This window comes from Bradyrhizobium sp. Kon56 (genome assembly GCF_055807635.1).
This window is the reverse complement of sequence record NZ_JBVVOU010000015.1, coordinates 88,620-113,311: the sequence shown is the minus strand read 5'-3', so window position 1 is coordinate 113,311 and position 24,692 is coordinate 88,620. Positions and strand designations below refer to the sequence as shown.

The following is a 24,692-nucleotide window of genomic DNA, read 5'->3' as shown; positions in this document are numbered from 1 at the left end:
GCGCGCCGGTCCTGCATGAATATCGCCCCTGCCCAGCGCCTGTCTTTCAGGACGTTAGATCAACATGATGGGGCTAGCGCAAGCAAGGAGTATGCCGGCTCTCGCCGGAATTTCCCCCGCAGGTTCAGCGGGTCTCCAGCCGCAGCCCGTCATACGCGGGCACCACTCCCGCCGGCAGCGACTGCCGGATCACCTCATAATCGACGTCGGCCGTCATGTTGGTGATGACGGCGCGCTTCGGCTTGAAGCGCTCGATCCAGGACAACGCGTCGTTGATGCTGAAATGGCTGACATGGCTGGTGTAGCGCAGGCCATCGACGATCCAGAGATCCAGATTTTCCAGCGCGCTCCAGCTCTCGCGTGGGATGTCGTTGAGATCGGGCGTGTAGGCGGCATCGCCGATGCGATAGCCCAGCGCGGGAATGTTGCCGTGCTGCACCAGGAAGGCCGTCATCGTCACCGGGCCGCCCTTCCCCTGGATGGTCTGGCTGTCACCGGCCTCGATCGACTGCGCCGTCAGGATCGGCGGATAGTCGCTGCCCGCCGGTGAGACGAAGCAATAGGAGAACCGCGACATGATGTCGTTCGCAGTCGTCTGATTGAGATAGGTCGGAATCCGCCGGCGCATGTGCATCACGACCGAACGCAGGTCGTCCATGCCGTGGGTCTGATCGGCGTGCTCGTGGGTCAGGAACACGGCATCGATGTGGTCGACATTGGTCGAGAGCAATTGCTCGCGCAGGTCAGGCGAGGTGTCGATCACGATACGCGTGGTGCCCTCGCCCGATGTCTGCTCGACCAGCAGCGAACAGCGGCGACGGCGGTTCTTGGGATTGTTGGGATCGCAGGCACCCCAGCCGAGTGCCGGACGCGGCACGCCGGCGGAGGAGCCGCAGCCCAGGATCGTCAGCGTCAGCGTCATGCGGCTCCCAGTTCTAAGGTTTCACCCTGGAGAACAGGCGAAAGAAGTTTTCGCTTGTCTGGCGCGAGATCTCGTCAAACGACACGCCGCGTGTTTCGGCGAGCACTTTTGCGACCTCGACCACATAGGCCGGTTCGTTGCGCTTGCCCCGGAACTTGCCCGGCGCAAGGTAGGGCGAGTCTGTTTCAACCAGAATACGGTCGGACGGCAGTTCGGCCGCAAGCGCGCGCAAGGCCTCGGACTTCTTGAAGGTCAGGATGCCCGTGAAGCCGATATAGAGCCCGAGCGAGACCGCCTTCAGCGCCAGCTCGCGCCCGCCGGTGTAACAATGCAACACCGCGCGAAACGATCCCTTTGCCGTCTCCTCTTCAAGGATACGGCCGCAATCCTGGTCAGCCTCGCGGGTGTGGATCACCAGCGGCAGGCCGGTGGCGCGGGCGGCGGCGATGTGGGCACGAAAGCCCCTCGCCTGCGCCTCCGGCGAGCCGTTGTCGTAGAAATAGTCGAGCCCGGCTTCGCCGAGCGCGACGACCTTGGGATGCTGCGTCAAAGCGATCAGCTCGTCCGGCGCGATGCCGTCTTCTTCATCAGCGTTATGCGGATGGGTGCCGACCGAGCAATAGACGTCGTCATAGCGCTCGGAGATGGCCAAAAGCTGGTTCAGTTTCCTCACCCGCGTCGAGATCGTGACCATGCGGCCGATGCCGGCCGCTCGCGCCCGCGACACGATCCCGTCGAGATCCTCCGCAAAATCCGGAAAATCCAAATGGCAGTGGCTGTCGACCAGCATGGTGCGAACGCCTTTAGGCTGCCGGCTCGATATAGCGGGGGAAGGCCGGCGTCGGCGCGGGCAGCGTCGTACCGGGCGCGATGCGCGTTGCGCCACCAAGCGCGGCGAAGTTGCGCTCCGCTTCGGGGATACCGAGGCTGTTCAGCAGCAATCCCGAGGCCGTCGGCATCGCCGGCTGGGCCAGGATTGCGATCTGGCGCACGACTTCGGCGGTGACGTAGAGCACCGTCCTCTGCCTGACAGGATCGGTCTTGGCGAGCGCCCACGGCGCTTCGCCCGCGAAATAGCGGTTGGCTTCCGCGACCACGGCCCACACGGCATTGAGCCAGTGATGGATTTGCTGCGTCGCCATCGCTTCGCGGGACGCCGCGAGCATGTCGTCAGCCTGTGACAGGATCGCCTTGTCGTTATCGCTGAATTCGCCGGGCTCCGGGAGCACGCCGCCGAGCTGCTTCGCGATCATCGACAGCGAGCGCTGCGCGAGATTGCCGAGATCGTTGGCGAGATCGGCATTGATGCGCGCGACGATGGCCTCGTGATTGTAGTTGCCGTCCTGGCCGAACGGCACCTCGCGCAGAAAGAAATAGCGCATCTGGTCGACGCCGTACTGGTCGGCGAGGTTAAAGGGATCGACCACGTTGCCGACCGACTTCGACATCTTCTCGCCCCTGCTGAACAGGAAGCCATGGGCATAGACCCGCTTCGGGAGGGGGATCCCGGCCGACAGCAGGAAAGCCGGCCAGTACACCGCATGGAAGCGGATGATGTCCTTGCCGATGATGTGCACGTCGGCAGGCCAATAACGCCAGTTGTTGTCGCTCTCGTCGGGGAAGCCGACGCCGGTGATGTAGTTGGTGAGCGCGTCGACCCAGACATACATCACGTGATCCTCGTCGCCGGGCACCTTGACACCCCAGTCGAACGTCGTGCGCGAGATCGAGAGGTCGCGCAGGCCACCCTTGACGAAGCTCACCACCTCGTTCTTGCGAGAGTCGGGCCCAATGAAATTGGGCTGCGTCTCGTACAGCTTGAGCAGCTTGTCCTGATAGGCCGACAGGCGGAAGAAGTAGCTCTTCTCCTCGACCCATTCGACCGGCGTGCCCTGCGGCCCTAGCCTCACGCCGTCATCGTTCAGGCGCGTCTCGTCCTCCGCGTAATAGGCTTCGTCGCGCACGGAATACCAGCCGGCATAGATGTCGGCATAGATATCCCCGTTCGCTTCCATGCGCCGCCAGATCTCCTGGCTGGAGCGGTGATGCTGCTCCTCGGTGGTGCGGATGAAGCGGTCGAACGACACGTTCAGGCGCTCGTCCATTTGCTTGAAACGGCCGGCATTGCGGGCGGCGAGCTCCGAGACGGACATTTTTTCGCCGGCCGCGGTCTGAACCATCTTCTGGCCGTGCTCGTCGGTGCCGGTCAGGAAGAACACATCCTTGCCGTCGAGTCGCGCGAAGCGCGCCAACGTATCGGTCGCGATCGCCTCATAGGCGTGGCCGATATGCGGGCTGCCATTGGGATAGGCGATCGCAGTCGTGATGTAGAAGACGTTGTCGCGCGCGGGGACGGCCACGGGCGTGTTGGCGTGCGGCGCTGCGATGGACTTCGGCGCGCGCGGGGCCTTGGGTTTCGATACATCGGGCTTCGCAGTCTTCGGCGGCGTCGCGACAGGAGCTGGTGCGGCGGTCACTGCGGGCGCAGCCACCCTCGCCGTCTTGGCTATCTTCTTCGCCGGGGCCTTGTTTTTCGCCGAGGCCTTGTTCTTCGCCGAAGCCTTGGCTGGCTTTTTGGTTCCTGTCTTCACCGTCTTCTTGGCGACGACCTGCTTCTTCGCTGCCTTCTTTGCCGTCTTCGCGGCGCTCTTCTTCCCGGTTTTTTTGGCGGCCGTCTTTTTGGTCTTCGTGGCTTTCTTGACGTTCTTAGCAGCTTTGCGCGCGCGCGCGTTCACGGCCTTCTTCGCGCCTTTCTTGACGACCTTGGTGGCAGCCTTCTTCTTGCTGCTCTTGCCCTTAGCGATTTTCTTAGCTCGCGCTGCCACGACGAATTCCTTTACCGGCTTCTCGAAATTGGGAAACGAACCTGCGTTAGTTTATTGTCTTGAGCACGATCCTATCGGAAAAACCGCTGCACACTTTTCCGGATCATGCTCTAGCGCGTTGCGTCCGCCAGCCAGCCGAACACCGAGAAGACCAAGGGCTTTCGCTCCAGATTATAGGTTTCGGTGTCGCGCGCGGCGCGGACGATCTTTTCCCATACCTCAGCTAGGCGCGCAAGGCGCGGCAGGTTCTGGTTGGCATTGGCCTCGTCGGCGTGCAGGCGTTCCGCGATCCAGCGATCGATGCCGTCGATGAAGGCGGCAAGCGCAACGCGGTCGCTGGTGCCCAGCGAATCGCCGAGCGTATGCAATTCGCGCGGATCGACCTGCGGCAGTCGCGCCAGCAGCGCGGCCGTGCGCTGCTGAAGCTTCAGGGCGTCACCGCCGAGCAGCGTCAGCGCCCGCGCGACGCTGCCCTCGGACGCCTCCGCCGCCTCGCGCAACGCCGGATCGTTCGGGTCGAGATCGGCAGCGGTTGCGGCTGCAGCAATCACGTCGTCGGTTGCGAGCGCGCGGAGACGCAGCTTGCGGCAGCGCGATTGGATCGTGGCGAGCACGCGCGCCGGCGCGTGGCTCACCAGCAGGAACAGCGATTGCTGCGGCGGCTCCTCGAGAATTTTCAGCAGCGCGTTGGCGGCATTCGGATTGAGCTCGTCGACGGTGTCGACGATGCAGACGCGCCAGCCTTCGGCTGTCGCGGTCGAGCCGAAGAAACCGATCGTCTCGCGCGTTTCGTCCACGGTGATCACGGTGCGCATTACGCCGCGGTCGTTGGCGGTGCGCTCCAGCGTCAGCAGGCCACCGTGCGAACTCGCAGCAACCTGCCGTGCCACGGCGTGATCGGGATTGATGGCGAGGTCTTCGGCGCGCTGCACGGAAGGCGCCAGCGGCTGGCCGTGAGCGAGCACGAAGCGCGCCATCCGATACGCCAGCGTCGCCTTGCCGATGCCTTGCGGCCCGCCGATCAGCCAGGCGTGCGGGATGCGCCCGCTGCCATAGGCGGCGAGCAGCGCGGTCTCGGCCTCGCGATGGCCGAACAGAACGCTCGTCTCGCGCGGATGAGACATGGCAGTTTCGCGCTCGGTCTGACGCGGGCTCATATGGACACCACCGTTGCCGGCGTCGGGAGCAGGCGATCACGCATCGCGATCCAGATGCGTCCGGCAACCGTGTCGGGATCGGAATTGGCGTCGATCAGCACGCAGCGCGCGGGATCGTCCGACGCGATCTTGCGATAGGCTTCGCGCAGGCCCTGATGGAAACCGAGCTTCTCGGCCTCGAACCTGTCCGGCGTGCCGCTGCCGCGGCGCGCGGCCGCGCGCTGCAGGCCGATCTCGACCGGCAGGTCGAGGATGATGGTGAGGTCCGGCTTGAGATCGCCGATCGTGACCCGCTCCATCGCGTTGATCAGCGCGGCCGGCACGCGGCCGAGGCTGCCCTGATAGGCCCGCGTCGAGTCGGCGAAGCGGTCGCACAGCACCCACGTGCCCTGGTTGAGCGCTGGCTGGATCACGGTGTGGACATGATCGTCGCGGGCGGCCGCGAACAGCAGCGTCTCGGCTTCGGGTCCGAGCAGCTTGCCCATGCCTGACAGCACCAGATGGCGCATGATCTCGGCGCCCGGCGAGCCGCCCGGCTCGCGCGTGACGAGGATACGCATCCTGGCGGCCTTGAGACGGTCGGCGAGCTTCTTGATCTGGGTCGACTTGCCCGTCCCCTCGCCGCCTTCAAAGGTGACGAAACGCCCGCGTCCGGACGGCCACTTTACCGCGCTTTCACTCATGATCAGAGCTTCTCGGCGCCCGCACGGAACATGCCGATCACCAGCTCGCTGGCGCCGTCGATCGCGCGGCGCACGGTCGAGCCGGTGCCGATCGCGTCAGCGGCATAGACCGGCGTCTCCACTGCGATGTTGCCGCTGCGCCAGACCCTGACCAGCCCGACCTTCTGCCCGGCCTCGACCGGCGCGCGCACCGGGCCGTTATAGACGACGCGCGCGATCAGCTTGTCGCTGCCGTTCTTGTGCACCATCACCTTCACGGGCGTCTTGGCGACCAGTTTGACCGAGCGGCTCTCGCCGCCGAACACCTTGGCGTAGCCGACCGGCTGATCGGCCGCGATCAGGGTGCGGGTCTCGAAATTGCGAAAACCCCATTCAAGCATCTTCTTGGCTTCGGTCGCGCGATCGTCGGGGTCTTCCAGCCCGTTAATGACGACGATCAGCCGCGTGCCGTTCTGCACCGCCGAGCCGACCATGCCGTAGCCGCCTTCCTTGGTGTAGCCGGTCTTCAGACCGTCGGCGCCTTCCATCGAATTGAGCAGCGGATTGCGGTTGGGCTGGCGGATCTTGTTCCAGGTGTATTCCTTCTCGCCGAACAGTTTGTAGAATTCGGGGAAGTCGAGAATGATGTGCCGGGCGAGAATGCCGAGCTCGCGCACCGTCATCTTGTTGGCGGGGTCCGGCAGGCCGTTGGAATTGCCGAAGGTCGATTTCGTGAGGCCAAGCTCGCGAGCTCGCTTGGTCATGAAGTCGGCGGCGAAAATCCGCTCGCTGCCCGCCATGGCCTCGGCCAGCGCAATGCAGGCGTCGTTGCCGCTCTGGATGATCGCCCCGTGCAGGAGATCGTCGACCGTGACCTTGCTGTTGATGGCGGCGAACATGGTCGAGCCGCCGGAGGGTGCGCCGCCCTTGCGCCAGGCGTTCTCGCTGATCCGGTATTCGTCGGTCAGCTTGATGTCGCCCTTCTTGATGGCGTTGAAGACGACCTCGGCGGTCATCAGCTTCATCATGCTCGAGGGCGCGCGGAGCTCGTCGGCGTTCTTCTCGAACAGCACACTGCCGCTGGAGGCCTCGATCAGGATCGCGGTCGGGGCGTCGCCGTCGAAGCCGGAATCATCTGTTTTCTTGGCGCCCTGGACGCTCTGGTTGGCGGCGTAGAGCGCCCCGCTCCAGCCAATGGCCGCCACCAGAGCCGTCGCGATCAGCCCGCGCGCCAGCGCTCCGGCGGTAAACCGGGTGCGCCTAAACGAGGAAAGATGAAATTCCATGGCCAAGCCCTGAGAGCGGCGTTCTAACAGTTGGAGCCGGTGCAAACAACACGGGGTGGCCGCTTGTCCCGAGATTGCACGATTCTCGTCCCGCCCCTATCGTGGCACCTCAGATTTTCTGACCAAACCCCTGAAACAAGGCGGAAAAGCGATGTCATCCACCCGCGTGATCAAGGCCAACGGGATCGACCTGTTCATCCGCGAAGCCGGTCAGGGGCCGCTGGTGGTGCTGTGCCACGGCTGGCCGGAACTCTCCTACTCCTGGCGCCACCAGATCCCGGCGCTGGCGCAGGCCGGGTTTCGCGTCGTCGCCCCCGACATGCGCGGCTATGGCCAGAGCTCAGCGCCGCCCGAGGCGACGGCCTATTCGATCTTCGACACGGTCGGCGATATCGTCGGCCTCGTGCAGGCGCTTGGCGAGACCAAGGCCATGGTGGTCGGCCACGACTGGGGTGCACCGGTGGCTTGGCACGCGGCGCTGTTCCGGCCCGACATCTTCACGGCGGTCGCCGGCCTGAGCGTGCCACCGCCGTTCCGCGGCCGCGGCAAGCCGCTCGAACTCCTGCGCCACGGCGGCATCACCAATTTCTATTGGCAGTACTTCCAGGCGCCCGGCGTTGCCGAAGCCGAGTTCGAGCGCGACGTCGCGCGCACCATGCGCATCGTGCTCGGCGGGCGCGGCCTTGCCGATCCCTCCGCAGCCATGTTCGTGCTGGAGGGCAAGGGATTCCTCGGCCACGGCAACCCGGAGGAGCCTCTGCCGGCCTGGCTCACCGAGACTGACCTTGCCTATTTCACCGAAACCTTCCGCAAGTCCGGCTTCCGCGGCGGGCTGAACTGGTATCGCAACCTCGATCGCAATTGGGAGCTGACGGCGCCCTGGCAGGACGCGCAAATCCATCAGCCGTCGCTCTTCATTGCCGGTTCGAACGACGCCGTCATCACCGGCCTGATCGGAGCCAAGCGCGTCAACGAACTCGAGCGCGTGCTGCCCAATCTGAAGCGAAAGCTGATCATCGAGGGCGCCGGCCATTGGGTCCAGCAGGAGCGGCCCGACGAGGTGAATGCGGCGCTGATGAGTTTCCTGAAGGAAAGCGCGGCTCAGTAGAGGCCGCGGCCGCTCAGGATGCCGCGGGCCTCGGCAGCGCCGTCCGAGGCGTAGGCGCCGGACGGAGCGCTCTCGGTCGCATAGCGGCCGTCCCCGTCATAGGACACGGCGCGCGCGTTCTGGAGCGCCCGGCCCCGGTTGCGGCTCGAGGCCGACATTTCCGAGGTCGCACTGAGTGAAGCCATGTCGGCGGAGGTGTTGCCGAGATTGTAGGGCCGTCCCTCCGGCGTCGGAACTTCGCCGCGCATGGCGCCGCGGTTCGACGATGGCAGCTCCGGCACGAAGGGTCTCGCGGAGGCGACCCGGACCATCGACGGCGATGGCGCCGGGGTCCCGGTGCGCAAGGTGGCCATCAGCTGGCGGTCGTCGGAGCCTTCCAGCGGCGCCCGGCCAACATACTCGACACGGACCTTGGCGATCCCATTGCCTTTGAATTCAAGCAGTTCGGCGGCCTTGTTCGAGACGTCGATGAGCCGGTTGCCGTGATAGGGCCCGCGGTCATTGACGCGGACGATCAGCGACTTGCCGTTCGAGACGTTGGTCACCCGCGCATAGGACGGCATCGGCAGGGTCGGATGCGCCGCGGTCAGCGAGCCCATGTCGAACACTTCGCCATTGGCGGTCAGGCGGCCATGGAAATCGTCGCCGTACCAGGACGCCATGCCCTCGGCGCGGTAGTTGACGTCCTCTTCGGGCACATAGGTCCGGCCACCCACCACATAGGGCTTGCCGACGCGATAGGCGCCGCCGCCCTTCGGGACCGGATCGCCCAAAGCCACGACCCGGGGGCTCGAGGACACGCCGTATTTCGGATCGACCCGGCTGGCGAATTTGTTGGAGGAGGCGCAATTGGCGAGCGCAAGGCAGGTCGCGGCCATCGCAGCAGCGCGCGCGGCCCGCAAAACCGAATCTGACCGTCGGATCCCCATTCGCCCCAAATACCACTTTGCCGGAGGCGTACCTAACCCGCTTTGGCTACGGGTAGCGCTGTCCGGTCCTTTGCTCCGAGGCGGCCCACCACCGCGTCGGAAGTGGTAACGATAACGCAACCCGAACACGGCGGAAATGGGGAGCGCACGGCGTTCACGCCGGGATGGTAAACAGGGCGTATGCGCTCGCCCCGTTGAACTACGGGGCGCCGGTGCCCTGCTCTGTGCCACGCCTGGACATTCTGTTGCGCCAAATCCTCACTCCACCCCCATTGTCGCGCCGCTCACTGGAATTCTTTTGACTGTGCAAGGCCGCCCGCGTTTTCTCGCGTGCAGGGCGGAATGGAATGAGACGATGATCGAGACGGTTTCGGCACTGATGGGTTTGGTAAGCGCGGGGATCTTCCTGGCCCATGCGTTTGAAGGTTACCGCACGAGGGCCTGAGGCACTCGCGCGGACGGCAAGCATCACCCTTTCAAGACGGCGCGTTCGGACATTTTTAATCGATCCGATCGAGCATCGCAGACGAGAGCGGCAGGTGTCCCATGCGCAACCATGACCTCGTATCCGATGGCTTCCTGGCATTGACCGCCGGTGGTCTGGTCCTGCTGTGCTCCAGCCTCGTGGCATTGGCCTTCGCCTGAGCACCCAGCACTTCCCGAACAATACGCTTACCGCAGTCCAAGCAGCGAACGCCGATAGAGACTGTCACGGGCTTCGCTCAGGCAGACGAAGCTGCCGTCAAAACCCTGGCCGTACCGCTTCTGGCCTTTGCCGTAATAGACACCTTTGCTGAAATCGAGCCAGACAACCCGGTCGTGCGGGCAGTGACGCTGCGCCTGCGCCTCGTAGCGAAATGGCGTCAGCGGCGTGGCCGATACCTCAGCGCCGCAGCAGCCGACCAGGATCGTAGCAGCGAGTGCGATCGCGCCGGCCCATTTGCGGAAGCTGCTCCAAGATACTCCGCAAGATATTCCGCAAGACACCACCCGCCTCCCGATCCCAGCCGTCGAGGGCCGGCCTGCTTTCACTTGTCCGCTTCGAGTTGCTGCAACGCCTGGTGCATGCATTCCTGAAGCCTGGCTGCGACCTGTTCGCGCGCGACGCCTTTGGCGGCAAGATCGCCTGCCACCTTGTCGAGGATCTCGTCCATCGAGTGGTTCTCCAGATGGTCCGTCACCAACGCCGTCGCATAGCCGGCCGCGGCATCGCCGCTGAGGCCGAGCTGGGTTGCGGCCCAGAGCCCGAGCAGCTTGTTGGACCGGGCCGTGGCCTTGAACATGAGCTCCTCGTCGTGGACGAATTTGGCCTCAAAGCCCTGCTCGCGCTTGTCGAACGTGGTCATGGTCAGCTCCATTTCGTTTTTCGCTGATCGGGATCGGACTGGCTGGAAGCGAACGTCTCCGTGGTTCAAATCAGGGTCGTTGGAAGCTTCCGGCGGAAGCCAAACGCCGTCAAGCCCGCTGGGCGTGCCCAAGGCACCCACCAGCTCTACGCCAGCCAACCCGGCTAGGCAGAGATGTTTACTGTTCATTAAGCAGACTCAGCGCCGCATGGCCGGGGACATCGAGAGCTGACGCATGAACAAAGAACTGCGGGAGTTTCGACGGCTTGAACGGGTCTGCCTGGAGCAGGCAGCCCTCTCCACCATGGACCTCGCGCGAGGCGGGTTGCTCAAGGTCGCTGACGATTGTCGCGTCGCAGCCGAAGCGATCGAGGCGCAATCGCCTCGCAGACCTTTCGCAAGTGCCGTTCAGGCGCTGAAGCAGGCGTTGAGCGTGACCCGCATCCCTCACCGGCACTGAGACCGGCGCTCGCGGGCAAGGACATCCTTGACGGGGCGACCGCGTACGGTCAGCCCTTCGCCTCCGTCTGTTCACGTGCCAACCGTTCGGCCCTCAGCCGTTCCTTGTTGGCATAAAACGCCTTCTGCGCAGCTTCATGATCGCGCATGGCTTTTTCGGCTTCGACACGGCGCGTCGCATCGCGCGCCTGCCGCTGCTCGGGAGTCAAGGGCTTGCGCCGGTAGGAAATGTCTTCCGTCATGGCCAGATAATGCTGAGGTGAGGAAAGAGTTCCTCGTGGTCCCGCTGAGCGGCACTGCGGGCCGACTGCATAATGTGCGAAAACAACCCCATGCACAGTAGCCAAGTCCTTCTGCAGACAGCACTTTTTTTATCGCACTTTCGATGCGTTTGACCCCGCAGGGATCTCGATGTCTGCAATAACAGGCAAATGGTCTGAATAGGCCCTCGCGCCTTCGTCGGTCCAAACCTTCCCGATCGGGCTGTCGGACGTCGCATAGATCCGGTCAAGCCGCAGCAGGGGCAAATGCGACGGGAAAGTTCGCAGCCGCGTACGGTTTGGGCAGACCTGCGCGAGCACGCGCCGCACCGATTTGATCCAGAACCAGTCGTTGAAATCCCCGAGGACGACGGTCCTTCCAGGTTTCACCAGGCTCACCAGCGCCTGAGCCTGCGCGTGGCGCTCGTGGATGCTCAGGCCGAGATGCGTGGCCACCACGCGAACATCGCCAACCGGTGTCAGCAGTCCCGCGGCGATCGCTCGGCGCGGCTCCCGCTCACGATACGACACGTCGACGATCTCGGGCGGGCCGGAGAATGGAAAGCGGCTCAGGAGCGTCTGGCCGTAGTCGCCATCGGCCGTGACGATCGACTTGGCGTGAACACCGTGATCGCCGACGACGCTCGCCAGCTTCGCAAACGGATCGTCCGATCGCGATCGCGAATCCACCTCCTGAAGCGCGACGACATCGGGAGCCCATTTGCGAATGATGGAACAGATCCCTTCCAGATCGAACTTCGGATTGAGATTGAAGGTGCCATGCACATTCCACGTCATGAAGCGCATCAGCGCCTCCCGGCGAGCCACGTCGCGACGAATTGCGCGCCGGCGCAGATCGCGAGCCAGCCCAGGAACGCCAGTGCGAGCAGCAACATGTTGACCCAGGACGCGTTCCTGGCGAGATCAGCGATCTGAGCCCCCAAAACTGCCATGGCGAGAATGCCGGGCGTCATGCCGAGCAGCGTTCCGACCAGGAAGTCACGCAGAGGCAGCGTGCTCGCGCCAGCCACGACATTCACCACTGAGAACGGCGCGATCGGGATCATCCGGATGACGACGACAGCCAGAATGCCCTTGCCGACAACACGTTCCTGGATGCGCGCGGTACGTCGTCCGAGCAAACGCTGGAGGCGTTCGCGCCCGAGTGCCCGTCCGATCGCAAACAGGATAAAGGCGCTGAGCACGACCCCCGTCATGGCGGTGACGAAGCCTAGCCATGGTCCCAGTGCGGCAGCAGTCGCCGCAATGAGCACGAGAACCGGAAACACGACCAACCCGCCGACGACGAAAGCTGCAATCGCGAATGGCGGACCCCAGACGGACTGCGAATAGGCAGACAGAAGCGTCGACATCCGGCCCGCGTCGGCGAAATCGCTCAACGACGTGTAGGACCAGGCCATCGCCAGTCCAAAAAGCGCCACGGCGATCGAGACCATCCCGATGATCGTCTTCGTGCTCCACATCCGCGATGCCGCCCGCTCCAGATGAAGAGGCGCCTCAGGGTCTGCCACCGGCTGAACCATCGTGGCCAGAGCGCTGGTCAGGACCGAGGATTCAACGTCCCGCAGCGCCTTCGTCCCGCTTGCGACGTCGTCCAGGAGCGCAAAAAGACGATCTTCGTTTTGCGCGACGGTCTGTTCATCGAGACCGCAGAAATGGGCGATCAGGCGACGGCGGACCGAGGCGATGAACTCCCGATGCTCGTCTGATGCGGCTTCGAAGATCAGGTCACATTCGCTATCGGCACCCATCGATCGATTGTTCAAATTGGCCGAACCGATCCTCAAGATCCGATCGTCGACGATCATGAGCTTGCTGTGCACCATCACGGCCGCTTCCGTATCCCCGTTCCCCGAGACCGGGTAGACGAAGCGGATGCGATCGGCGACGCCGGCCGAACTGAAGCAATCGATGAAAGCGCCCCGGCCGTTCTGCATCGCTTGGGATTCCAGCCATGAGGAGTGCAGTTTTGGGGTGACGATCAGAACCCGAAGCGAAGGCACGCGCAGCATCTGCTCCGCCAATTCGCGCGCGATCTTGGTGGCGCTGGTGAACTGGTTCTCGATGTACACGAATTTCGTCGCGGACCGCATCGCTGCAATCAGCGAGCGTTCGACCTCCCGGAGCGTCGAACCTGCCGGACAGACCACCTCGGTCCTGGCGATACCCACCGGAATATGTTCAGCCTCGACCGGCACAATCGCCGGCCAGCGCAAGCTTTTCAGCGGGCGCCGATCATCAATCTGTTGGCCCGCCGCGCGCCAGCGTTGCTCCACGAGGTCGAACAACTGCGCCGCCGCATCCCCATCGACCACGCATTGAACGTCATGAAACGGCAGGTATGGCTTGCCCTGGGGATCACAGCGCGATGCGTGATCGGCGCGATGATCACTCGTGTCCCAGCGCCTGATCGTCAGATCGAGCCCGCCGACGAACCCCAGTGAACCATCGACACAGACAATCTTCTGGTGTTGGGCCGACCCAAAGGGAAGCGTGGCATCCAGGTGAAACCGGACGCGGCCATCTGTGTCGGCGGTAAATTTGGCCGCGGAATTCCATTCCCTCTCGGAGGCGTAGAACGAGACGAAGTCCCAGACGAGAATGTTGATGTGCAAGGTGGGACGGCGGTGGACCAGCGCGCGCAAGAATGGGCCGAGTTGCTCCGGCAAGCCATCATCCGCTCGCCCGGACTCGCCGACCAGCCTGGTCTCACTATGGATATCCCACCCGACGATATAGACGAGGTCCTGCGCCTGCAGCAGGGTCTGCCGCAGGGCCGCGAAATAAGCGGCAGCATCGTTCAGAACCGCCACACGCCGCGCCTCGCACCGCCGCCAGACGGTGTCGCCGGGGATCAGGGTCGATGAGCTCTGAAGCAGGGAGACCTCGCAATCTGCGTTCGCGTTGAAACGCACTGACCGCGCAACGGGTTCCCCGACTCAGAACCAGAGTGGCCGTTCAGCGTGCGCGGATTCCGGCGCCACAGTCGCCCATTGCCGCTACTTGGTTCGGACAGTCTTCGCACCTGCGCCTTTCAAGGCGTCCGCGATCTTCTCAGGCGCATCGCCGTGAAAATCCACGGAGACCTCGATCCGGCCTTCCAGCTTCTGGTGTCCCTCCGGCGCAGGCGCGGCCTTGGCGTCAGGACCGGCCGCGCGTGTCCCCGACGTGTTCGCGCCACCGACGGGCTGGACGAAGACGTCGCTTCGCGGCACGCCGCATTCCTGCACGACATGCTCAACCGCAAGCTCGGCGCCGCGGCGCGTGTCGAATTCTCCGATGATCGTACTTTCCAAGGGCGCCCTCCATGGCTGGACGAGAGTGCCAACAACGGGTCAGCGAGGGCCAGGTTCCTGAACGCGCGGGCGGTTAGAACCGAACGATCCCGAACAGGACAAGCAGCGCGAGAGTGACCAGCCCGGAGACCAGCAGCGAGCCGAGACATCCCAGCCGGTTCGAGAACAAGAAGAACATGCCTCGCCGATCCTGAAGGTTCGTGCCGGGCTAAGTTCTCCCATTCGACAGCGTTCCTGGAGGCGCTTTGGGGCGCGCGAACGAGGACCAATCCAAGAACCAATCGTTTCGCGGGACGTTAAGTCCACGATGTCAGACGCTTTTGATTATTTCCGAGCGCATGCGGTCCGAGCGCTTTGCAAGGCCAGGGCGATGCCGCGCGGACGAATGAAACATCTGCAAACGGTCGTGGCCCGGATCTATCACCTGCTGACCAAGGAGGCTGCGTATGGGCCCAACCTGCAGCACATGGACGACTTCCGGGCAGCCCAGAAGCTCGAGAAGTCGATCGACTGAACTGCAATGACGGTGACGCTGCACGCCCTCCCCCGACGCGCTCAGCTCCCTTTGGGAGCGGTCCTTGACTGCGACCCTGCAAGCCCGGGATTGATGGCCAGCGACGCGCCGGCGGCGCCGCCGGCTTCATAGGCCGTCATCGACACCATCCGGCTGCTGCTGCGCTGGGTCCGCATCTTCAGGTCGAGCTTGTCGAACTCCGCATCGACCACCGACGTCTTGAGAACCACCAGCCCGCGGCCGGTGCTTTCGTTGATCTGATCGCGACTGGCCTTGATCGCCACCAGCCTGTCCGCGATGGACCCCACCATCCCGAGCGCGAAGGAGGCATTGGCCAGATGCCGCTCCTGGTGCCGGAACCTGCTGTAGTCGACCGAGGTCTTGAAGCGGCCGAGCTCGGCGCGGACGGCGCCGTCGATCAATTCGGCCAGATAATGCGCGACCTCGATGTCCGCGCCGAGGCCGAAGAACACATAGCTGCTCTCGCCGGCCGTGTTCTTCTCGCGCCAGACCCGACAATCGCAGAAACGAGCGATCGCCCCGATGCAGTCGTCCAGGGGAATTCGCTTCTTGCGAAAAGTCTCGTAGACCTTCCGCTCGCACGGCGACGCCCGCAGTTCGACGTCGGACAGCGACAAATCGTGGCGATCCAGCAGTTCGGCGACCTTGGCGGCCGCAGACAGCGCCTCGTCCTCGGTGCAGCCATTGGCGATGGTCTTGGAACGCAACGCCTGAATGCGGAGCTTCAGCTTGTCGAGTGCAGCTGGATTGGATGTCTGATTCACCGATCACCTGTCCGGGTAAACCCGACGGATAGAACCCGGTCGGGTAGACCGGCGGAAGGGGTCTCTTGTCAACTGTATTGATCTTCGACTTTTTTCGAACGGACCTCACTCCTTCTACGTGCGGTGCACGACCTCGCGGCACTGACCATAAAATGCAGAGACGAGGCTTCACTACAATCGCGCTCTCGCTCGATTTCCACCGCAACTGACAAATCACTGTCGGGAGCAGACCACCACAAGCCGAACGGGGTTGCGTGAGCGCCTTGGCTTTGGCGGCGGCGTCGTGTTCACAGTATTTCGAGCTTGCAGCCAGCCGGCTTTGATCCCTGCGCTTGTTGAGGTTAGCCGCAGCAGAGTGGTGGATTGAAGGACGCACTGATCAAGGCCGTCGATCGGTTTTGTGCCGCGACACATAGGGACTGGACCCGCTGTTAAGGTTTAGCGGTCAGGTTAACCCCAGCGAACGTTTGGCTGAGAGCGTCGAACTCGATATGACCCCGAATAGAGGAATATTCGAATGTCCAATAGAACCGCATTTCAAACTGCAGATGCAGACGAGCCCCACAACTTTTTTGATCTCGTCATTCCCCTCACCTTCAGCGCTGTAGCCCTCCTGGCCACAGCTGTTTCGCTGGAGGCGATTGGGTTCATCGCTTGGCAGCCAGCCACCTTTCTGGTTGCCTATATCTTTGACTGACGCGATTGGCTGGCATGAGCGAATTCGAAGGCCTATCTGACCACTTCATTCTGCGGATGCACGAGTTCATTCGCCAAGAGGTTCAAGCAGATAGGCTAGCCGGCGCGCGTTTTGTCGGATTGCCAGCGAGGCTGCGCGCGGAAGCTCTTGCACGGGAAATCGAGCGACGCGGCTTGTTCTGCACGGCAATTGACTGGCCTCAGCATCTTGAGCCTGGAGCGGACAAATACGCACTGACCATTGGACACCGGAAGACGATCTAAAACTCATCGTGCTCACGGCGCGACGCGTCCCGATGACCGGATTGCTCGCCTGCCAGACCGCAATCGCAAATGTCGATCCGCGATCGATTGCGACTCCTGCGGACCTGCATCGTGAACAAGAGAATGCCAAAGCTCCCGCGTAGCGGCCTCGGTCTAACCAGTCCCCGGCCCTTCCGACCCCGGGGCCGTCTGTCCATCAGCCTACCGCCGCGTTGCGCCTCGCGCAGCTAACTCCCGATCCAGATCTTTCAAGCGCTCAAGCAGGTTCTCGACGATCTCCATGCAATCGGAAGGTCCCAACGATTGCACGCCGCGCGCCGCTAGCTCGCGCTCCAACATGGCGGCTATAATGATTTGAATGCTCACGAATTCTCCGCCGACTTCGCCTCCGAGACGGTACGGCTCAACTTAGAAATGGGTTTCGCTAAAGCGAAAGGCCGCAGGGTGGTTCCAGCCCCCACTGCGGCCATCCCGGGCAAATTAGAAACTGGTACTTAAATCTCGCCGGTGTTCTCACAGTAGAACACCGTGTTCCGAAAAAGGATTCCGTAAGACTACCGGAATTCGGGGTGGCCCGGATTGTCACTCGGGTGTGGAAATGGCACCGCTTCCTTACTAGGGCCCATGCTCATTGCGGATGAGAGCGCCGGGAGCGACGCTGGGCTGGTACGTAGACTTCCCAGATTCCGGAGGTCGCTACCGCCACAGCCGGCGCGTGACGTTGAACAACGCCGCAAGCGGGACGCCTACCAACACACCCAGCATGCCGTACGATGTGACCAGCAGCGCAGCGCTAAGCGGCCCTGCGCTTGTCGCAAATCCGTAAGCTGCGCCTAAGCCTCCCAGCGTCACGGCAAAGACGACCATGTTGCGGTCGTTGCGCGCCTCGATGTTATAGACCGGGGGCCTTTTGCGGTGAAGAACGGGAGGACCGAACGGCACCTTCGAGCCGCAATTTGGACAGGCCGACGCACTCGGTGAAACCGGGTGGTCACAGTCGTGGCAATCGATCAGCTTTTTGGTCTGTCCCATGCCGCAAATCGTAGCGGCGGAGCGGCCAGTCCACAAGTTCGGCAGCTACTCCCAGCACACCGTCCTGCATGACCACAGCAGGGCCGCTCTGATCCTCCAGCATTCTCCGCGCTTGACGGCTTGAAAACCTGCGCGCCGCGCGGAAGGTTGACCAGCTCGGGACCTTTCTCGCCCACCATGGCGAGTACACCCGGGGCCGAACTGGTGCCGCTTGCGAACATGGGAATGGAGAGGCCGCCCGCTCCGGCGCCGAGAGCGGCACCAGACCACGTGGGCACGCTGCTGGAGCCCGCGCTGCCACCAAGCCCAAGCAACGAACCCAACCGTTTTAGATCAAGCGCTTCTTCGAAACAGAAAGACGGATTGGGCACTATTGGACTAGGAGGTGGCGGAAGGGGTGCCCGCTCAACCTCGCTGAATCGCTCGTCTTTTCCACCTGCGCCGAGAACAATCTACGGTCCTATCCACGGTTAGTCTCGCAACCTCACGGCCGAAGTTTTCGGCCATCTTAAGCAGCGCGCCGGCCTCGCCTGTCACCCTGCTCTCCTCCACCAGGTCGCGGCACAGTCGCTCCATTGCCGGGAGTTCGTCGGTGTCGTGCTGATCTCGCCCCATGCGGGCGATCAATCATGAACGTATTCGTCGGCGCAGCAGCAGCCTCCGTAGCCAGCATGCCTCTAGAAGCGCTGGCCTCGCCGCTTCCAGCCAGCGTGCCAAAGCTTGCCTTCGATGGCTCCCAATGCGGCGACGCAATGCGCGAGGCCTATTACAAGCTCGATGAAGCGAACGAGGCCTTGAAGCTGACGGCTGCGGACTTCCAAAGGGTATGGAAGGCTTGCGGCGAATGGCAAAAAGCCAATCCGCAGCCGGGCGCCCACCGCGCTCACAAGAAGTATTGCCGGCGCTACGATAAGCACATGGACGAGATCAACTATGATGCGGTCTTCGATGCGCATCAGAAGGCGCGCGACGCCTTCAAGGCCGCACAACTTGCCTTGGCGAACGTCAAGGTCCGCGACCTTGCCGAATTGTGCCTCAAAGCTTGCATGATCTATGTCTTTGAGGACGTCAGGCAGCCGCACCTACGCCATGTCGATCCGGTGATTTCAGTTTCCGTCGCGATGGATCTGGCCGCAATGGCTGCCCCGACGAAGGGCGAAGCCTGAGCCTCCAGGCCCGCCGGTTCACGGCGGGCCCGTTGTTCTCCGGGCGAGAACAGATTGCGCTAATAATAAATCTTCGTTTGTTCCTTGCGCGTGTATTTATAAGCGGAACACGTAGAAGTACGTTGCCTTAGTTGGCGGCCGTATGCGCCGGTTCACGCTGGCGGGCCTTTGCGAACCCATCGTTACGTTGGCTTTCGCAAGCTCGTGGAGCTCAGCCATTGCTGAATATGCAGCGCGTTCTCACTGAGCTGCGCCGCCTTCAAAAGAGCTTCCCGCTTTGGCCCCGGAGGCGTTGCTTCGGCCCGGGTTCGAGCGGCGCTCGCCATTTGAGTTAGGCGTTCAGTGAGAGAAGGGATGAGCTTGACCATAGATGGCTCCGCGTATTTGGCGGGAGCACGTGGCTCTCAGTCACCGATATATGCCGTGATGGGCCGGTGATCGAATTACTAGGCGCCGGTTCCGCAAGAATAGATAGTCAATTCGCCGTAGGTTCTCGGCCCTTCAGAGGACCCCTGTTGCCTCACCTGGCGGCCCTTCGCGCCGCCTCAACATGGCGGGGCTTTCCTGTAGTTGCCGGCGATCTCCAGCAGCGCCGCGCGCTCTACCGGATCGTCAGTCTGGGCCGCCAACGTGCGGCAGATTGACTCAATGTCGGGCTCGCGATAGCGCGCGCTGATTGTACGTTCGATTGTGCGCTGGAGCCAATCTACAAGTCTAAGTAGCTGATTTTGCTGGTGTTTTGGCGGAAGGGGTGGGATTCGAACCCACGGTACCCTTGCGGGCACGCCGGTTTTCAAGACCGGTGCCTTAAACCACTCGGCCACCCTTCCAAGTTCGGAATTGCTGTCGCTTAACGCAGTCGACGGCGCATGGCAACGCGAAGTTGGCGCCCGCCCCTTCCCCGGCATCGGATCTGTCAGGCGAGCGTCAGCCTGTTCCCTTACCCTATGCCCTCTCGGCGATCCCGGACACTGGCGACATCTCCCAGGGCGTCGCCGGTTGCGAGGCCCGGTTTGGAGTCGCCTCCGTTTCCGGGCCTCGTTTGCTGGCTGCAAAGAAAAGCGGCGCTCCCGTTGGGAGCGCCGCTTGAATTCTTCGTAAGCTAGCTTGGCTCAGTACCCGCAGGAGGCACAGTTCATCTGCACCGGGGCGTAATAGGAATAGCCCGGCTGGACCATCTCGACGCGCTGGCGCGTGGCGTATTGCGGCGGGATGCGCTCGTACTGGACGCTCGGCGGCGCCACCATCACGGTCTGCGGCACCATCACGGTGCGGTACTGCGCCGGTGCGCGGTGCGCCACGACGGAGCCGGGCGACACCATCACGGTCTCGTCGACGGTGCGGTATTGCGGCTGCACGTATTGCTGCTGGTAGCAGGTCGTGCACGGCGGCGGCGTGTAGCAATTGTAGCAGCCGGCGGAAGCCGCGCCGGTCATTGAAATCGCAGCGACGACTGTTGAGAAAACGACAGCGAGAGTGCGAGACATTATTGTGGTGCCCCAATTGCCCGAAACGGATTTGCGAAGATCGATGGCAGTATACGCCGCAAAATTCTGAGCTGCCGAAGTTCATCGGGGCATCCTTAATGCAAACGGCCGGCTTGCGCCGGCCGTTCAGAACTTGTTGACCATGCGCGATGCGTGATGCTTGCGATCACACCCGCACGTGACGCACTTACTTCGAGCGCCGCTTCACCTCGCGCACCGCGCCGCGCGCGGCGCTGGTGGTGAGCGCGGCGTAGGCCTGAAGCGCGGTCGAGACGTTGCGCTTGCGGCCGATCGCCTGCCATGCGGCATCGCCCTTCGCCTCTTCCACGGCGCGGCGCCTGGCGAGCTCCTCGTCGAAGACCTCCAGCGTGATGCTGCGGTTCGGGATGTCGATGGCGATGCGATCGCCGGTCCTGACCAGACCGATGTTGCCACCTTCGGCCGCTTCCGGCGACAGATGGCCGATCGACAGGCCCGACGAGCCGCCCGAGAAGCGTCCGTCGGTGACGAGCGCGCAGGCTTTGCCGAGGCCCATCGATTTCAGATAGCTGGTCGGATACAGCATCTCCTGCATGCCGGGACCGCCGCGCGGGCCTTCATAGATGATCACCACGACCTCGCCGGCAACGACCTTGCCGCCCAGAATGCCTTCCACGGCGGCGTCCTGGCTTTCGAATACGCGGGCGGGGCCGGAGAATTTCAGGATCGAGGCGTCGACGCCGGCGGTCTTCACAATGCAGCCGTCCTGCGCGAGATTGCCGTAGAGCACGGCGAGGCCGCCGTCCTTGCTGAAGGCGTGCTCGAGGTTGCGGACCACGCCCTTCTCGCGGTCGGTATCGAGCTCGTCGTAGCGGCGCTCCTGGCTGAAGGCGACCTGGGTCGGGATGCCGCCGGGCGACGCCCGGAAGAAGGTGCGGACAGACTCGCTCCTGGAGCGCTTGATGTCCCAGCGCTCCAGCGCGTCGCTCATGGTCGGCGCGTGCACGGTCGAGACCGACGTGTCGATCAGGCCGGCGCGGTCGAGCTCGCCCAGGATGCCCATGATGCCGCCGGCACGATGCACGTCCTCGACATGCACGTCGGCAACCGACGGCGCGACCTTGCAAAGGACAGGCACGCGGCGCGACAGCCGGTCGATATCCTGCATGGTGAACTTGACCTCGCCTTCATGGGCGGCGGCGAGCAGATGCAGCACCGTGTTGGTCGAACCGCCCATCGCGATGTCGAGCGTCATCGCGTTCTCGAACGCCTTGAAGTTCGCGACATTGCGCGGCAGCACGCTAGCGTCGTCCTGCTCGTAGTGGCGGCGCACGATATCGACGATGGTGTGGCCGGCCTCGACGAACAAGCGTTTGCGATCGGCGTGGGTTGCGACCACCGTGCCGTTGCCGGGGAGCGCAAGGCCAAGGGCTTCAGTGAGGCAGTTCATCGAATTGGCCGTGAACATGCCCGAGCACGAGCCGCAGGTCGGGCACGCCGAGCGCTCGATCACCTTGACGTCCTCGTCGCTGACCTTGGAGTCGGCGGCTGCGACCATGGCATCGATCAGGTCGACCGCCTTGGTCTTGCCCTGCAGCGTGACCTTGCCGGCCTCCATCGGTCCGCCCGAGACGAACACGGCGGGGATGTTGAGCCGCAGCGCCGCCATCAGCATGCCGGGGGTGATCTTGTCGCAGTTCGAAATGCAGACCATGCCGTCGGCGCAATGGGCATTGACCATGTACTCGACGCTGTCGGCGATCAGCTCGCGCGACGGCAGGCTGTAGAGCATGCCGTCATGGCCCATGGCGATGCCGTCGTCGACCGCGATGGTGTTGAACTCCTTCGCCACGCCGCCGGCCTGCTCGATCTCGCGGGCGACGAGCTGGCCGAGGTCCTTGAGATGGACGTGGCCGGGCACGAACTGGGTGAAGGAATTGACCACCGCGATGATCGGCTTGCCGAAATCGCCGTCCTTCATGCCGGTCGCGCGCCAGAGGCCGCGGGCGCCCGCCATGTTGCGGCCGTGGGTGGTGGTGCGGGAGCGATAGGCTGGCATGGCGGTTTCCGTCCTCGGGTTTGGCTGGCCGGGCGCGGCAAAATTTCGAAGCCGCCTCAGGCCTTTCCGGCCGGATAGCGCACGGGGGGAACGCGCGCAACGGGAACTTGGGCCGGACAGGGCTCCCCTGCTCCCGGCGCGTGGGCACCGGCGGATCTGCGCCGTCATGCCCGGGCTTGTCCCGGGCATCCACGTTCTTGATGCGGAAAGGTCGTGGATGGCCGGGACAAGCCCGGCCATGACGGAATTATTGCAGTTCGGGATCGAGCCGGTCGGCGATCACGGAGACCGGCAGCGTGGTCACGACGATGGTGGTCGCCGGTGCCGGCATGATGAGGGCCACATGCGCTCGCGCGCTTGCATTGGTTTCAGGCAACCGCGCGTGCAGGCGCATGCGCCGCGAAAATTCAAGCGCGATGAAATCCGTAGTGATCCGGAATGGAATCCTATTCCGATGTCGCGTACATCGCGGTACATCGATCGGCGGCCTTCCAAGGGCATCACCCTCTGATCGCGCACCACGGGGTTGGGGGACCACATGGGGCGGGGGGATCAAAGGCTGGGGCAAGGTTACGAGGTCCGGACTCCTAGGCACTCCGGACCTCGGGACTTTCTAGTTTGAACGTGATTTCGCGCCGCCGGTTTGATCAGCCTTGCGGCGCGAAGTCGTTTTGGCGTCGTTATGCCGACACGGCGCTAGCGTGTCTGCGGCTCGATCGTCACCGTGCAGTCGCCCTGCCCTTGCGTCGCGACCACGATGTTGCCCGCGGGAGCGCCGAGGGCGATCGGCGCGGATGAGCCGCCGCCGGGCATCTGGACAGTCACGCTCAGGGAGTCCGTTCGCGCGGTCGAGCCCACGGTCGAGGGTTCTGCCTGGGCCACATTACCCGAGGCGTCACGCCGCATGATCTGGCAGTTCACATTGCTGCCCCCGGCGGCCGCCATGCTCGATGAGGTGCCGCCGCTCATCTGGGCGCGGGCTCGTGAGGGATCGCGGGGCACCTGGCTGACGATGCGATGCGTCCGCGGCTCCACAATGACGACGTCGTCGCCCGTCGAAAAATATTCGTAGTCCCGATACTCGGGCTCGATCGCGACGATCTCGGGCGGAAGCCTGTGGAGGCGCACGCGCGAGGGAATGGTTTCACCGACCCGGATCGAGATGTTCAGATTACGCTCCGGCTCCGCCAGGCGTGCGCGGCTCACCGTTTCGGAGATCCGCACCTGCTTCTCGGACGTCACCTGGGTCTGCTGATTGGCCTGCGTGTTGGTCTGGGGCGTCTGATTGGCTTGATTGGTCTGCGTGCCTGAAGTGGCAGGCGCGGTCTGCGCATTGTTGGTCGGGGCCGTCCGGTTCGTGTCGGTCGCTGTGGCCGGTCGGTTGTTCTGTTGCGCCGGCTGCTGCTGCTCGGCCGCGTTGCGCGGCGGCTGGGTCTGGTTGCGCTCGTTCTGGTTGGCCGCAGCTCCCGTGCGCTCGTTCTGCTGGCCAGACGTGCCGGACTTGGACTTCTCGGACTCGGCCGTTGATTTCTGCGGCGCGGACTTGTCCTGCTTCGTCTCGGCGCTGTTCTTGCCGTCGCGTCCCGGTTTCGGGCTCTCCGCCTCACGGTTGCGATCGCGCGAAGGCTCACGAGATTCCTGGGCCTGATCCTTCGACTTCGGCTGGCTGCGCTCGGCAGAACTGGCCGGCTGGCGCTTGTCGTCACTCGCGTCCTGCTTGGCAGCGCCGCCCTTCTCCTCGCGGCCCGCACCCTGCAATCGCTCCTGGGCGCCCTGCGCGCGCTCTTGAACCCGTTCTTGGGCGCCGCCGCGTTGCGGCCCGGCACCTTTCGCCGGCTCCTCGGTCCGTCTCGGCTCGTCCCTTCGCTCACCGGGCGCCTGGGCGTAGGCGAAGCCGGAAGCAAGCATCAGTCCGATAGCCGCGATCGATAACATCAAGTGCTTGCGCATGGTCCCTCTCCTGGAAATTCGCAACGACAGACGCGAACGTTCTGTGGGTGCGAAGGTTCCTGATCAGGAACGAGGGCTGATCACGCGGGTCTCACATCGGGTCCTTCAGCGTGAGCCGCGCCGTGAATGTCACGCTGGTCTTGCCAACCAGCGCCATGCCTTCGACTTCGGCGCCGTCGGCGGAATAGTCGCCGGAAAAGCCGCAGGTCACTTCCCTGCCGCCGAACGCGAGCGGCTTGCCGACGGCCTCGGTGTGCTGATTGACGGTCATGTCGCCGCGCCATTTCCCGTTCCGGAAGGTGTAGCTGCCGGTGTAGTAGAAATAGCTGTCGCCGCCCATGATGCGGCCATCGCAGAGCACGACGACGCCTTTGGCCTGGCCGCGCTTGCCGTCGCGCATCTCGATCTCAAAGATGTAGAGGCCGTTGAGGACCTTCTGTGGGTTGCCGCCCTGCTCGGGCCCATCGCCGGCCGACATCGCTCATCTCC

At 63.6% G+C, this 24,692-nt stretch carries 26 protein-coding genes and 1 tRNA gene; 6 read left to right on the top strand and 21 right to left on the bottom strand.

The genetic code is table 11. The annotated features are described in order from the left end of the window. Positions 1-124: 124 nt before the first annotated feature. From AC0L3B_RS23320 to AC0L3B_RS23295, 6 genes are all read right to left on the bottom strand, one after another. Positions 125-922 (bottom strand): MBL fold metallo-hydrolase, encoded by a 798-nt coding sequence (locus tag AC0L3B_RS23320; protein ID WP_247296751.1) that lies wholly within the window; start codon positions 920-922, stop codon positions 125-127. Between the two features lie 13 nt (positions 923-935). Further along, the gene (locus tag AC0L3B_RS23315) at positions 936-1,712 is read right to left on the bottom strand and encodes a TatD family hydrolase (RefSeq protein ID WP_204511191.1); all 777 of its coding nucleotides are present in this window, start codon (positions 1,710-1,712) and stop codon (positions 936-938) included. A 13-nt stretch (positions 1,713-1,725) separates the two neighbouring features. Continuing rightward, on the bottom strand, positions 1,726-3,747 hold the full coding sequence (gene metG, locus AC0L3B_RS23310; RefSeq protein WP_473381108.1) for a methionine--tRNA ligase: 2,022 nt from the start codon (positions 3,745-3,747) through the stop codon (positions 1,726-1,728). Positions 3,748-3,857: 110 nt separating this feature from the next. Next, on the bottom strand, positions 3,858-4,904 hold the full coding sequence (locus tag AC0L3B_RS23305; protein ID WP_377790870.1) for a DNA polymerase III subunit delta': 1,047 nt from the start codon (positions 4,902-4,904) through the stop codon (positions 3,858-3,860). Beyond that, on the bottom strand, positions 4,901-5,587 hold the full coding sequence (tmk, locus tag AC0L3B_RS23300) for a dTMP kinase (protein ID WP_247390674.1): 687 nt from the start codon (positions 5,585-5,587) through the stop codon (positions 4,901-4,903). Before tmk ends, AC0L3B_RS23305 begins: the two co-directional genes overlap by 4 nt. A gap of 2 nt (positions 5,588-5,589) precedes the next feature. Then, a complete protein-coding gene (locus AC0L3B_RS23295; protein ID WP_204511195.1) occupies positions 5,590-6,852 on the bottom strand; it encodes a D-alanyl-D-alanine carboxypeptidase family protein in 1,263 nt (420 codons plus the stop codon). Between the two features lie 151 nt (positions 6,853-7,003). Here AC0L3B_RS23295 and AC0L3B_RS23290 point away from each other — a divergent pair, with 151 nt between their 5' ends. Beyond that, the gene (locus AC0L3B_RS23290; RefSeq protein ID WP_085349804.1) at positions 7,004-7,960 is read left to right on the top strand and encodes an alpha/beta fold hydrolase; all 957 of its coding nucleotides are present in this window, start codon (positions 7,004-7,006) and stop codon (positions 7,958-7,960) included. Here AC0L3B_RS23290 and AC0L3B_RS23285 read toward each other — a convergent pair. From AC0L3B_RS23285 to AC0L3B_RS23275, 3 genes are all read right to left on the bottom strand, one after another. Further along, positions 7,954-8,889: a septal ring lytic transglycosylase RlpA family protein gene (locus tag AC0L3B_RS23285; RefSeq protein ID WP_083926497.1), complete on the bottom strand. Its 936-nt coding sequence runs from the start codon at positions 8,887-8,889 to the stop codon at positions 7,954-7,956. The genes AC0L3B_RS23290 and AC0L3B_RS23285 overlap by 7 nt on opposite strands. 672 nt (positions 8,890-9,561) lie before the next feature. Further along, complete coding sequence (locus tag AC0L3B_RS23280) at positions 9,562-9,876, bottom strand: hypothetical protein (RefSeq protein ID WP_085349855.1); 315 nt, start codon at positions 9,874-9,876, stop codon at positions 9,562-9,564. Positions 9,877-9,917: 41 nt separating this feature from the next. Next, the gene (locus AC0L3B_RS23275) at positions 9,918-10,235 is read right to left on the bottom strand and encodes a DUF1476 domain-containing protein (RefSeq protein ID WP_162847233.1); all 318 of its coding nucleotides are present in this window, start codon (positions 10,233-10,235) and stop codon (positions 9,918-9,920) included. A 235-nt stretch (positions 10,236-10,470) separates the two neighbouring features. Here AC0L3B_RS23275 and AC0L3B_RS23270 point away from each other — a divergent pair, with 235 nt between their 5' ends. After that, positions 10,471-10,695: a hypothetical protein gene (locus AC0L3B_RS23270; protein WP_018457864.1), complete on the top strand. Its 225-nt coding sequence runs from the start codon at positions 10,471-10,473 to the stop codon at positions 10,693-10,695. A gap of 49 nt (positions 10,696-10,744) precedes the next feature. On the opposite strand, the gene AC0L3B_RS23265 is transcribed toward AC0L3B_RS23270, so the two are convergent. The 4 genes from AC0L3B_RS23265 to AC0L3B_RS23250 all read right to left on the bottom strand — a co-directional run bounded on the left by AC0L3B_RS23265 (position 10,745) and on the right by AC0L3B_RS23250 (position 14,271). After that, the gene (locus AC0L3B_RS23265; RefSeq protein ID WP_018457865.1) at positions 10,745-10,936 is read right to left on the bottom strand and encodes a hypothetical protein; all 192 of its coding nucleotides are present in this window, start codon (positions 10,934-10,936) and stop codon (positions 10,745-10,747) included. Between the two features lie 129 nt (positions 10,937-11,065). Continuing rightward, a complete protein-coding gene (locus tag AC0L3B_RS23260; RefSeq protein ID WP_039800285.1) occupies positions 11,066-11,761 on the bottom strand; it encodes an endonuclease/exonuclease/phosphatase family protein in 696 nt (231 codons plus the stop codon). Continuing rightward, a complete protein-coding gene (locus tag AC0L3B_RS23255) occupies positions 11,761-13,788 on the bottom strand; it encodes a VTT domain-containing protein (RefSeq protein WP_473381107.1) in 2,028 nt (675 codons plus the stop codon). Before AC0L3B_RS23255 ends, AC0L3B_RS23260 begins: the two co-directional genes overlap by 1 nt. A gap of 186 nt (positions 13,789-13,974) precedes the next feature. Then, complete coding sequence (locus AC0L3B_RS23250) at positions 13,975-14,271, bottom strand: hypothetical protein (RefSeq protein WP_473381106.1); 297 nt, start codon at positions 14,269-14,271, stop codon at positions 13,975-13,977. 307 nt (positions 14,272-14,578) lie between these two features. Here AC0L3B_RS23250 and AC0L3B_RS23245 point away from each other — a divergent pair, with 307 nt between their 5' ends. After that, positions 14,579-14,785, top strand: coding sequence for a hypothetical protein (locus AC0L3B_RS23245; RefSeq protein WP_007591053.1), 207 nt, complete (start codon positions 14,579-14,581; stop codon positions 14,783-14,785). A gap of 41 nt (positions 14,786-14,826) precedes the next feature. Here the strand turns inward: AC0L3B_RS23245 and AC0L3B_RS23240 are convergent, their stop codons facing one another. Next, entirely contained in the window at positions 14,827-15,570 is a 744-nt protein-coding gene (locus tag AC0L3B_RS23240; RefSeq protein ID WP_018457870.1) for a DUF7168 domain-containing protein, read from the bottom strand. Positions 15,571-16,087: 517 nt separating this feature from the next. On the opposite strand from AC0L3B_RS23240, the gene AC0L3B_RS23235 reads away from it, so the two are divergent. Further along, on the top strand, positions 16,088-16,267 hold the full coding sequence (locus AC0L3B_RS23235) for a hypothetical protein (RefSeq protein WP_446481389.1): 180 nt from the start codon (positions 16,088-16,090) through the stop codon (positions 16,265-16,267). 14 nt (positions 16,268-16,281) lie between these two features. Then, the gene (locus AC0L3B_RS23230) at positions 16,282-16,530 is read left to right on the top strand and encodes a hypothetical protein (RefSeq protein WP_018457872.1); all 249 of its coding nucleotides are present in this window, start codon (positions 16,282-16,284) and stop codon (positions 16,528-16,530) included. A gap of 201 nt (positions 16,531-16,731) precedes the next feature. Here AC0L3B_RS23230 and AC0L3B_RS23225 read toward each other — a convergent pair whose 3' ends face one another. Together AC0L3B_RS23225 and AC0L3B_RS23220 are read right to left on the bottom strand one after the other, a co-directional pair. Then, positions 16,732-16,896, bottom strand: coding sequence for a hypothetical protein (locus AC0L3B_RS23225; RefSeq protein WP_198957648.1), 165 nt, complete (start codon positions 16,894-16,896; stop codon positions 16,732-16,734). A gap of 330 nt (positions 16,897-17,226) precedes the next feature. After that, entirely contained in the window at positions 17,227-17,562 is a 336-nt protein-coding gene (locus AC0L3B_RS23220; RefSeq protein WP_018457874.1) for a hypothetical protein, read from the bottom strand. 629 nt (positions 17,563-18,191) lie between these two features. On the opposite strand from AC0L3B_RS23220, the gene AC0L3B_RS23215 reads away from it, so the two are divergent. After that, a complete protein-coding gene (locus AC0L3B_RS23215) occupies positions 18,192-18,728 on the top strand; it encodes a hypothetical protein (protein ID WP_085358631.1) in 537 nt (178 codons plus the stop codon). 740 nt (positions 18,729-19,468) lie between these two features. Here AC0L3B_RS23215 and AC0L3B_RS23210 read toward each other — a convergent pair. The 5 genes from AC0L3B_RS23210 to AC0L3B_RS23190 all read right to left on the bottom strand — a co-directional run bounded on the left by AC0L3B_RS23210 (position 19,469) and on the right by AC0L3B_RS23190 (position 24,681). Next, positions 19,469-19,558: transfer RNA gene (locus AC0L3B_RS23210), tRNA-Ser, on the bottom strand. Between the two features lie 282 nt (positions 19,559-19,840). Further along, positions 19,841-20,164, bottom strand: coding sequence for a hypothetical protein (locus AC0L3B_RS23205; protein ID WP_085385228.1), 324 nt, complete (start codon positions 20,162-20,164; stop codon positions 19,841-19,843). 238 nt (positions 20,165-20,402) lie between these two features. Next, positions 20,403-22,253, bottom strand: a complete 1,851-nt coding sequence (gene ilvD, locus AC0L3B_RS23200) for a dihydroxy-acid dehydratase (RefSeq protein WP_204511243.1) — start codon at positions 22,251-22,253, stop codon at positions 20,403-20,405. Between the two features lie 696 nt (positions 22,254-22,949). Further along, complete coding sequence (locus tag AC0L3B_RS23195) at positions 22,950-24,203, bottom strand: DUF1236 domain-containing protein (protein ID WP_473381105.1); 1,254 nt, start codon at positions 24,201-24,203, stop codon at positions 22,950-22,952. Between the two features lie 91 nt (positions 24,204-24,294). Beyond that, on the bottom strand, positions 24,295-24,681 hold the full coding sequence (locus tag AC0L3B_RS23190) for a GrlR family regulatory protein (protein ID WP_204511245.1): 387 nt from the start codon (positions 24,679-24,681) through the stop codon (positions 24,295-24,297). Positions 24,682-24,692: the final 11 nt, after the last annotated feature.

Bases quoted from the DNA above. Each gene is read 5' to 3' on its own strand.
- AC0L3B_RS23275 (WP_162847233.1), bottom strand. From the start codon at position 10,235: ATGACCACGTTCGACAAGCGCGAGCAGGGCTTTGAGGCCAAATTCGTC.
- AC0L3B_RS23305 (WP_377790870.1), bottom strand. From the start codon at position 4,904: ATGAGCCCGCGTCAGACCGAGCGCGAAACTGCCATGTCTCATCCGCGC.
- AC0L3B_RS23295 (WP_204511195.1), bottom strand. From the start codon at position 6,852: ATGGAATTTCATCTTTCCTCGTTTAGGCGCACCCGGTTTACCGCCGGA.
- AC0L3B_RS23215 (WP_085358631.1), top strand. From the start codon at position 18,192: ATGAACGTATTCGTCGGCGCAGCAGCAGCCTCCGTAGCCAGCATGCCT.
- AC0L3B_RS23245 (WP_007591053.1), top strand. From the start codon at position 14,579: ATGTCAGACGCTTTTGATTATTTCCGAGCGCATGCGGTCCGAGCGCTT.
- AC0L3B_RS23230 (WP_018457872.1), top strand. From the start codon at position 16,282: ATGAGCGAATTCGAAGGCCTATCTGACCACTTCATTCTGCGGATGCAC.
- AC0L3B_RS23290 (WP_085349804.1), top strand. From the start codon at position 7,004: ATGTCATCCACCCGCGTGATCAAGGCCAACGGGATCGACCTGTTCATC.
- AC0L3B_RS23260 (WP_039800285.1), bottom strand. From the start codon at position 11,761: ATGCGCTTCATGACGTGGAATGTGCATGGCACCTTCAATCTCAATCCG.
- AC0L3B_RS23285 (WP_083926497.1), bottom strand. From the start codon at position 8,889: ATGGGGATCCGACGGTCAGATTCGGTTTTGCGGGCCGCGCGCGCTGCT.
- AC0L3B_RS23315 (WP_204511191.1), bottom strand. From the start codon at position 1,712: ATGCTGGTCGACAGCCACTGCCATTTGGATTTTCCGGATTTTGCGGAG.
- AC0L3B_RS23235 (WP_446481389.1), top strand. From the start codon at position 16,088: ATGTCCAATAGAACCGCATTTCAAACTGCAGATGCAGACGAGCCCCAC.
- AC0L3B_RS23320 (WP_247296751.1), bottom strand. From the start codon at position 922: ATGACGCTGACGCTGACGATCCTGGGCTGCGGCTCCTCCGCCGGCGTG.
- ilvD (WP_204511243.1), bottom strand. From the start codon at position 22,253: ATGCCAGCCTATCGCTCCCGCACCACCACCCACGGCCGCAACATGGCG.
- AC0L3B_RS23195 (WP_473381105.1), bottom strand. From the start codon at position 24,203: ATGCGCAAGCACTTGATGTTATCGATCGCGGCTATCGGACTGATGCTT.
- tmk (WP_247390674.1), bottom strand. From the start codon at position 5,587: ATGAGTGAAAGCGCGGTAAAGTGGCCGTCCGGACGCGGGCGTTTCGTC.
- AC0L3B_RS23190 (WP_204511245.1), bottom strand. From the start codon at position 24,681: ATGTCGGCCGGCGATGGGCCCGAGCAGGGCGGCAACCCACAGAAGGTC.
- AC0L3B_RS23265 (WP_018457865.1), bottom strand. From the start codon at position 10,936: ATGACGGAAGACATTTCCTACCGGCGCAAGCCCTTGACTCCCGAGCAG.
- AC0L3B_RS23205 (WP_085385228.1), bottom strand. From the start codon at position 20,164: ATGACCGGCGCGGCTTCCGCCGGCTGCTACAATTGCTACACGCCGCCG.
- AC0L3B_RS23220 (WP_018457874.1), bottom strand. From the start codon at position 17,562: ATGGGACAGACCAAAAAGCTGATCGATTGCCACGACTGTGACCACCCG.
- AC0L3B_RS23270 (WP_018457864.1), top strand. From the start codon at position 10,471: ATGAACAAAGAACTGCGGGAGTTTCGACGGCTTGAACGGGTCTGCCTG.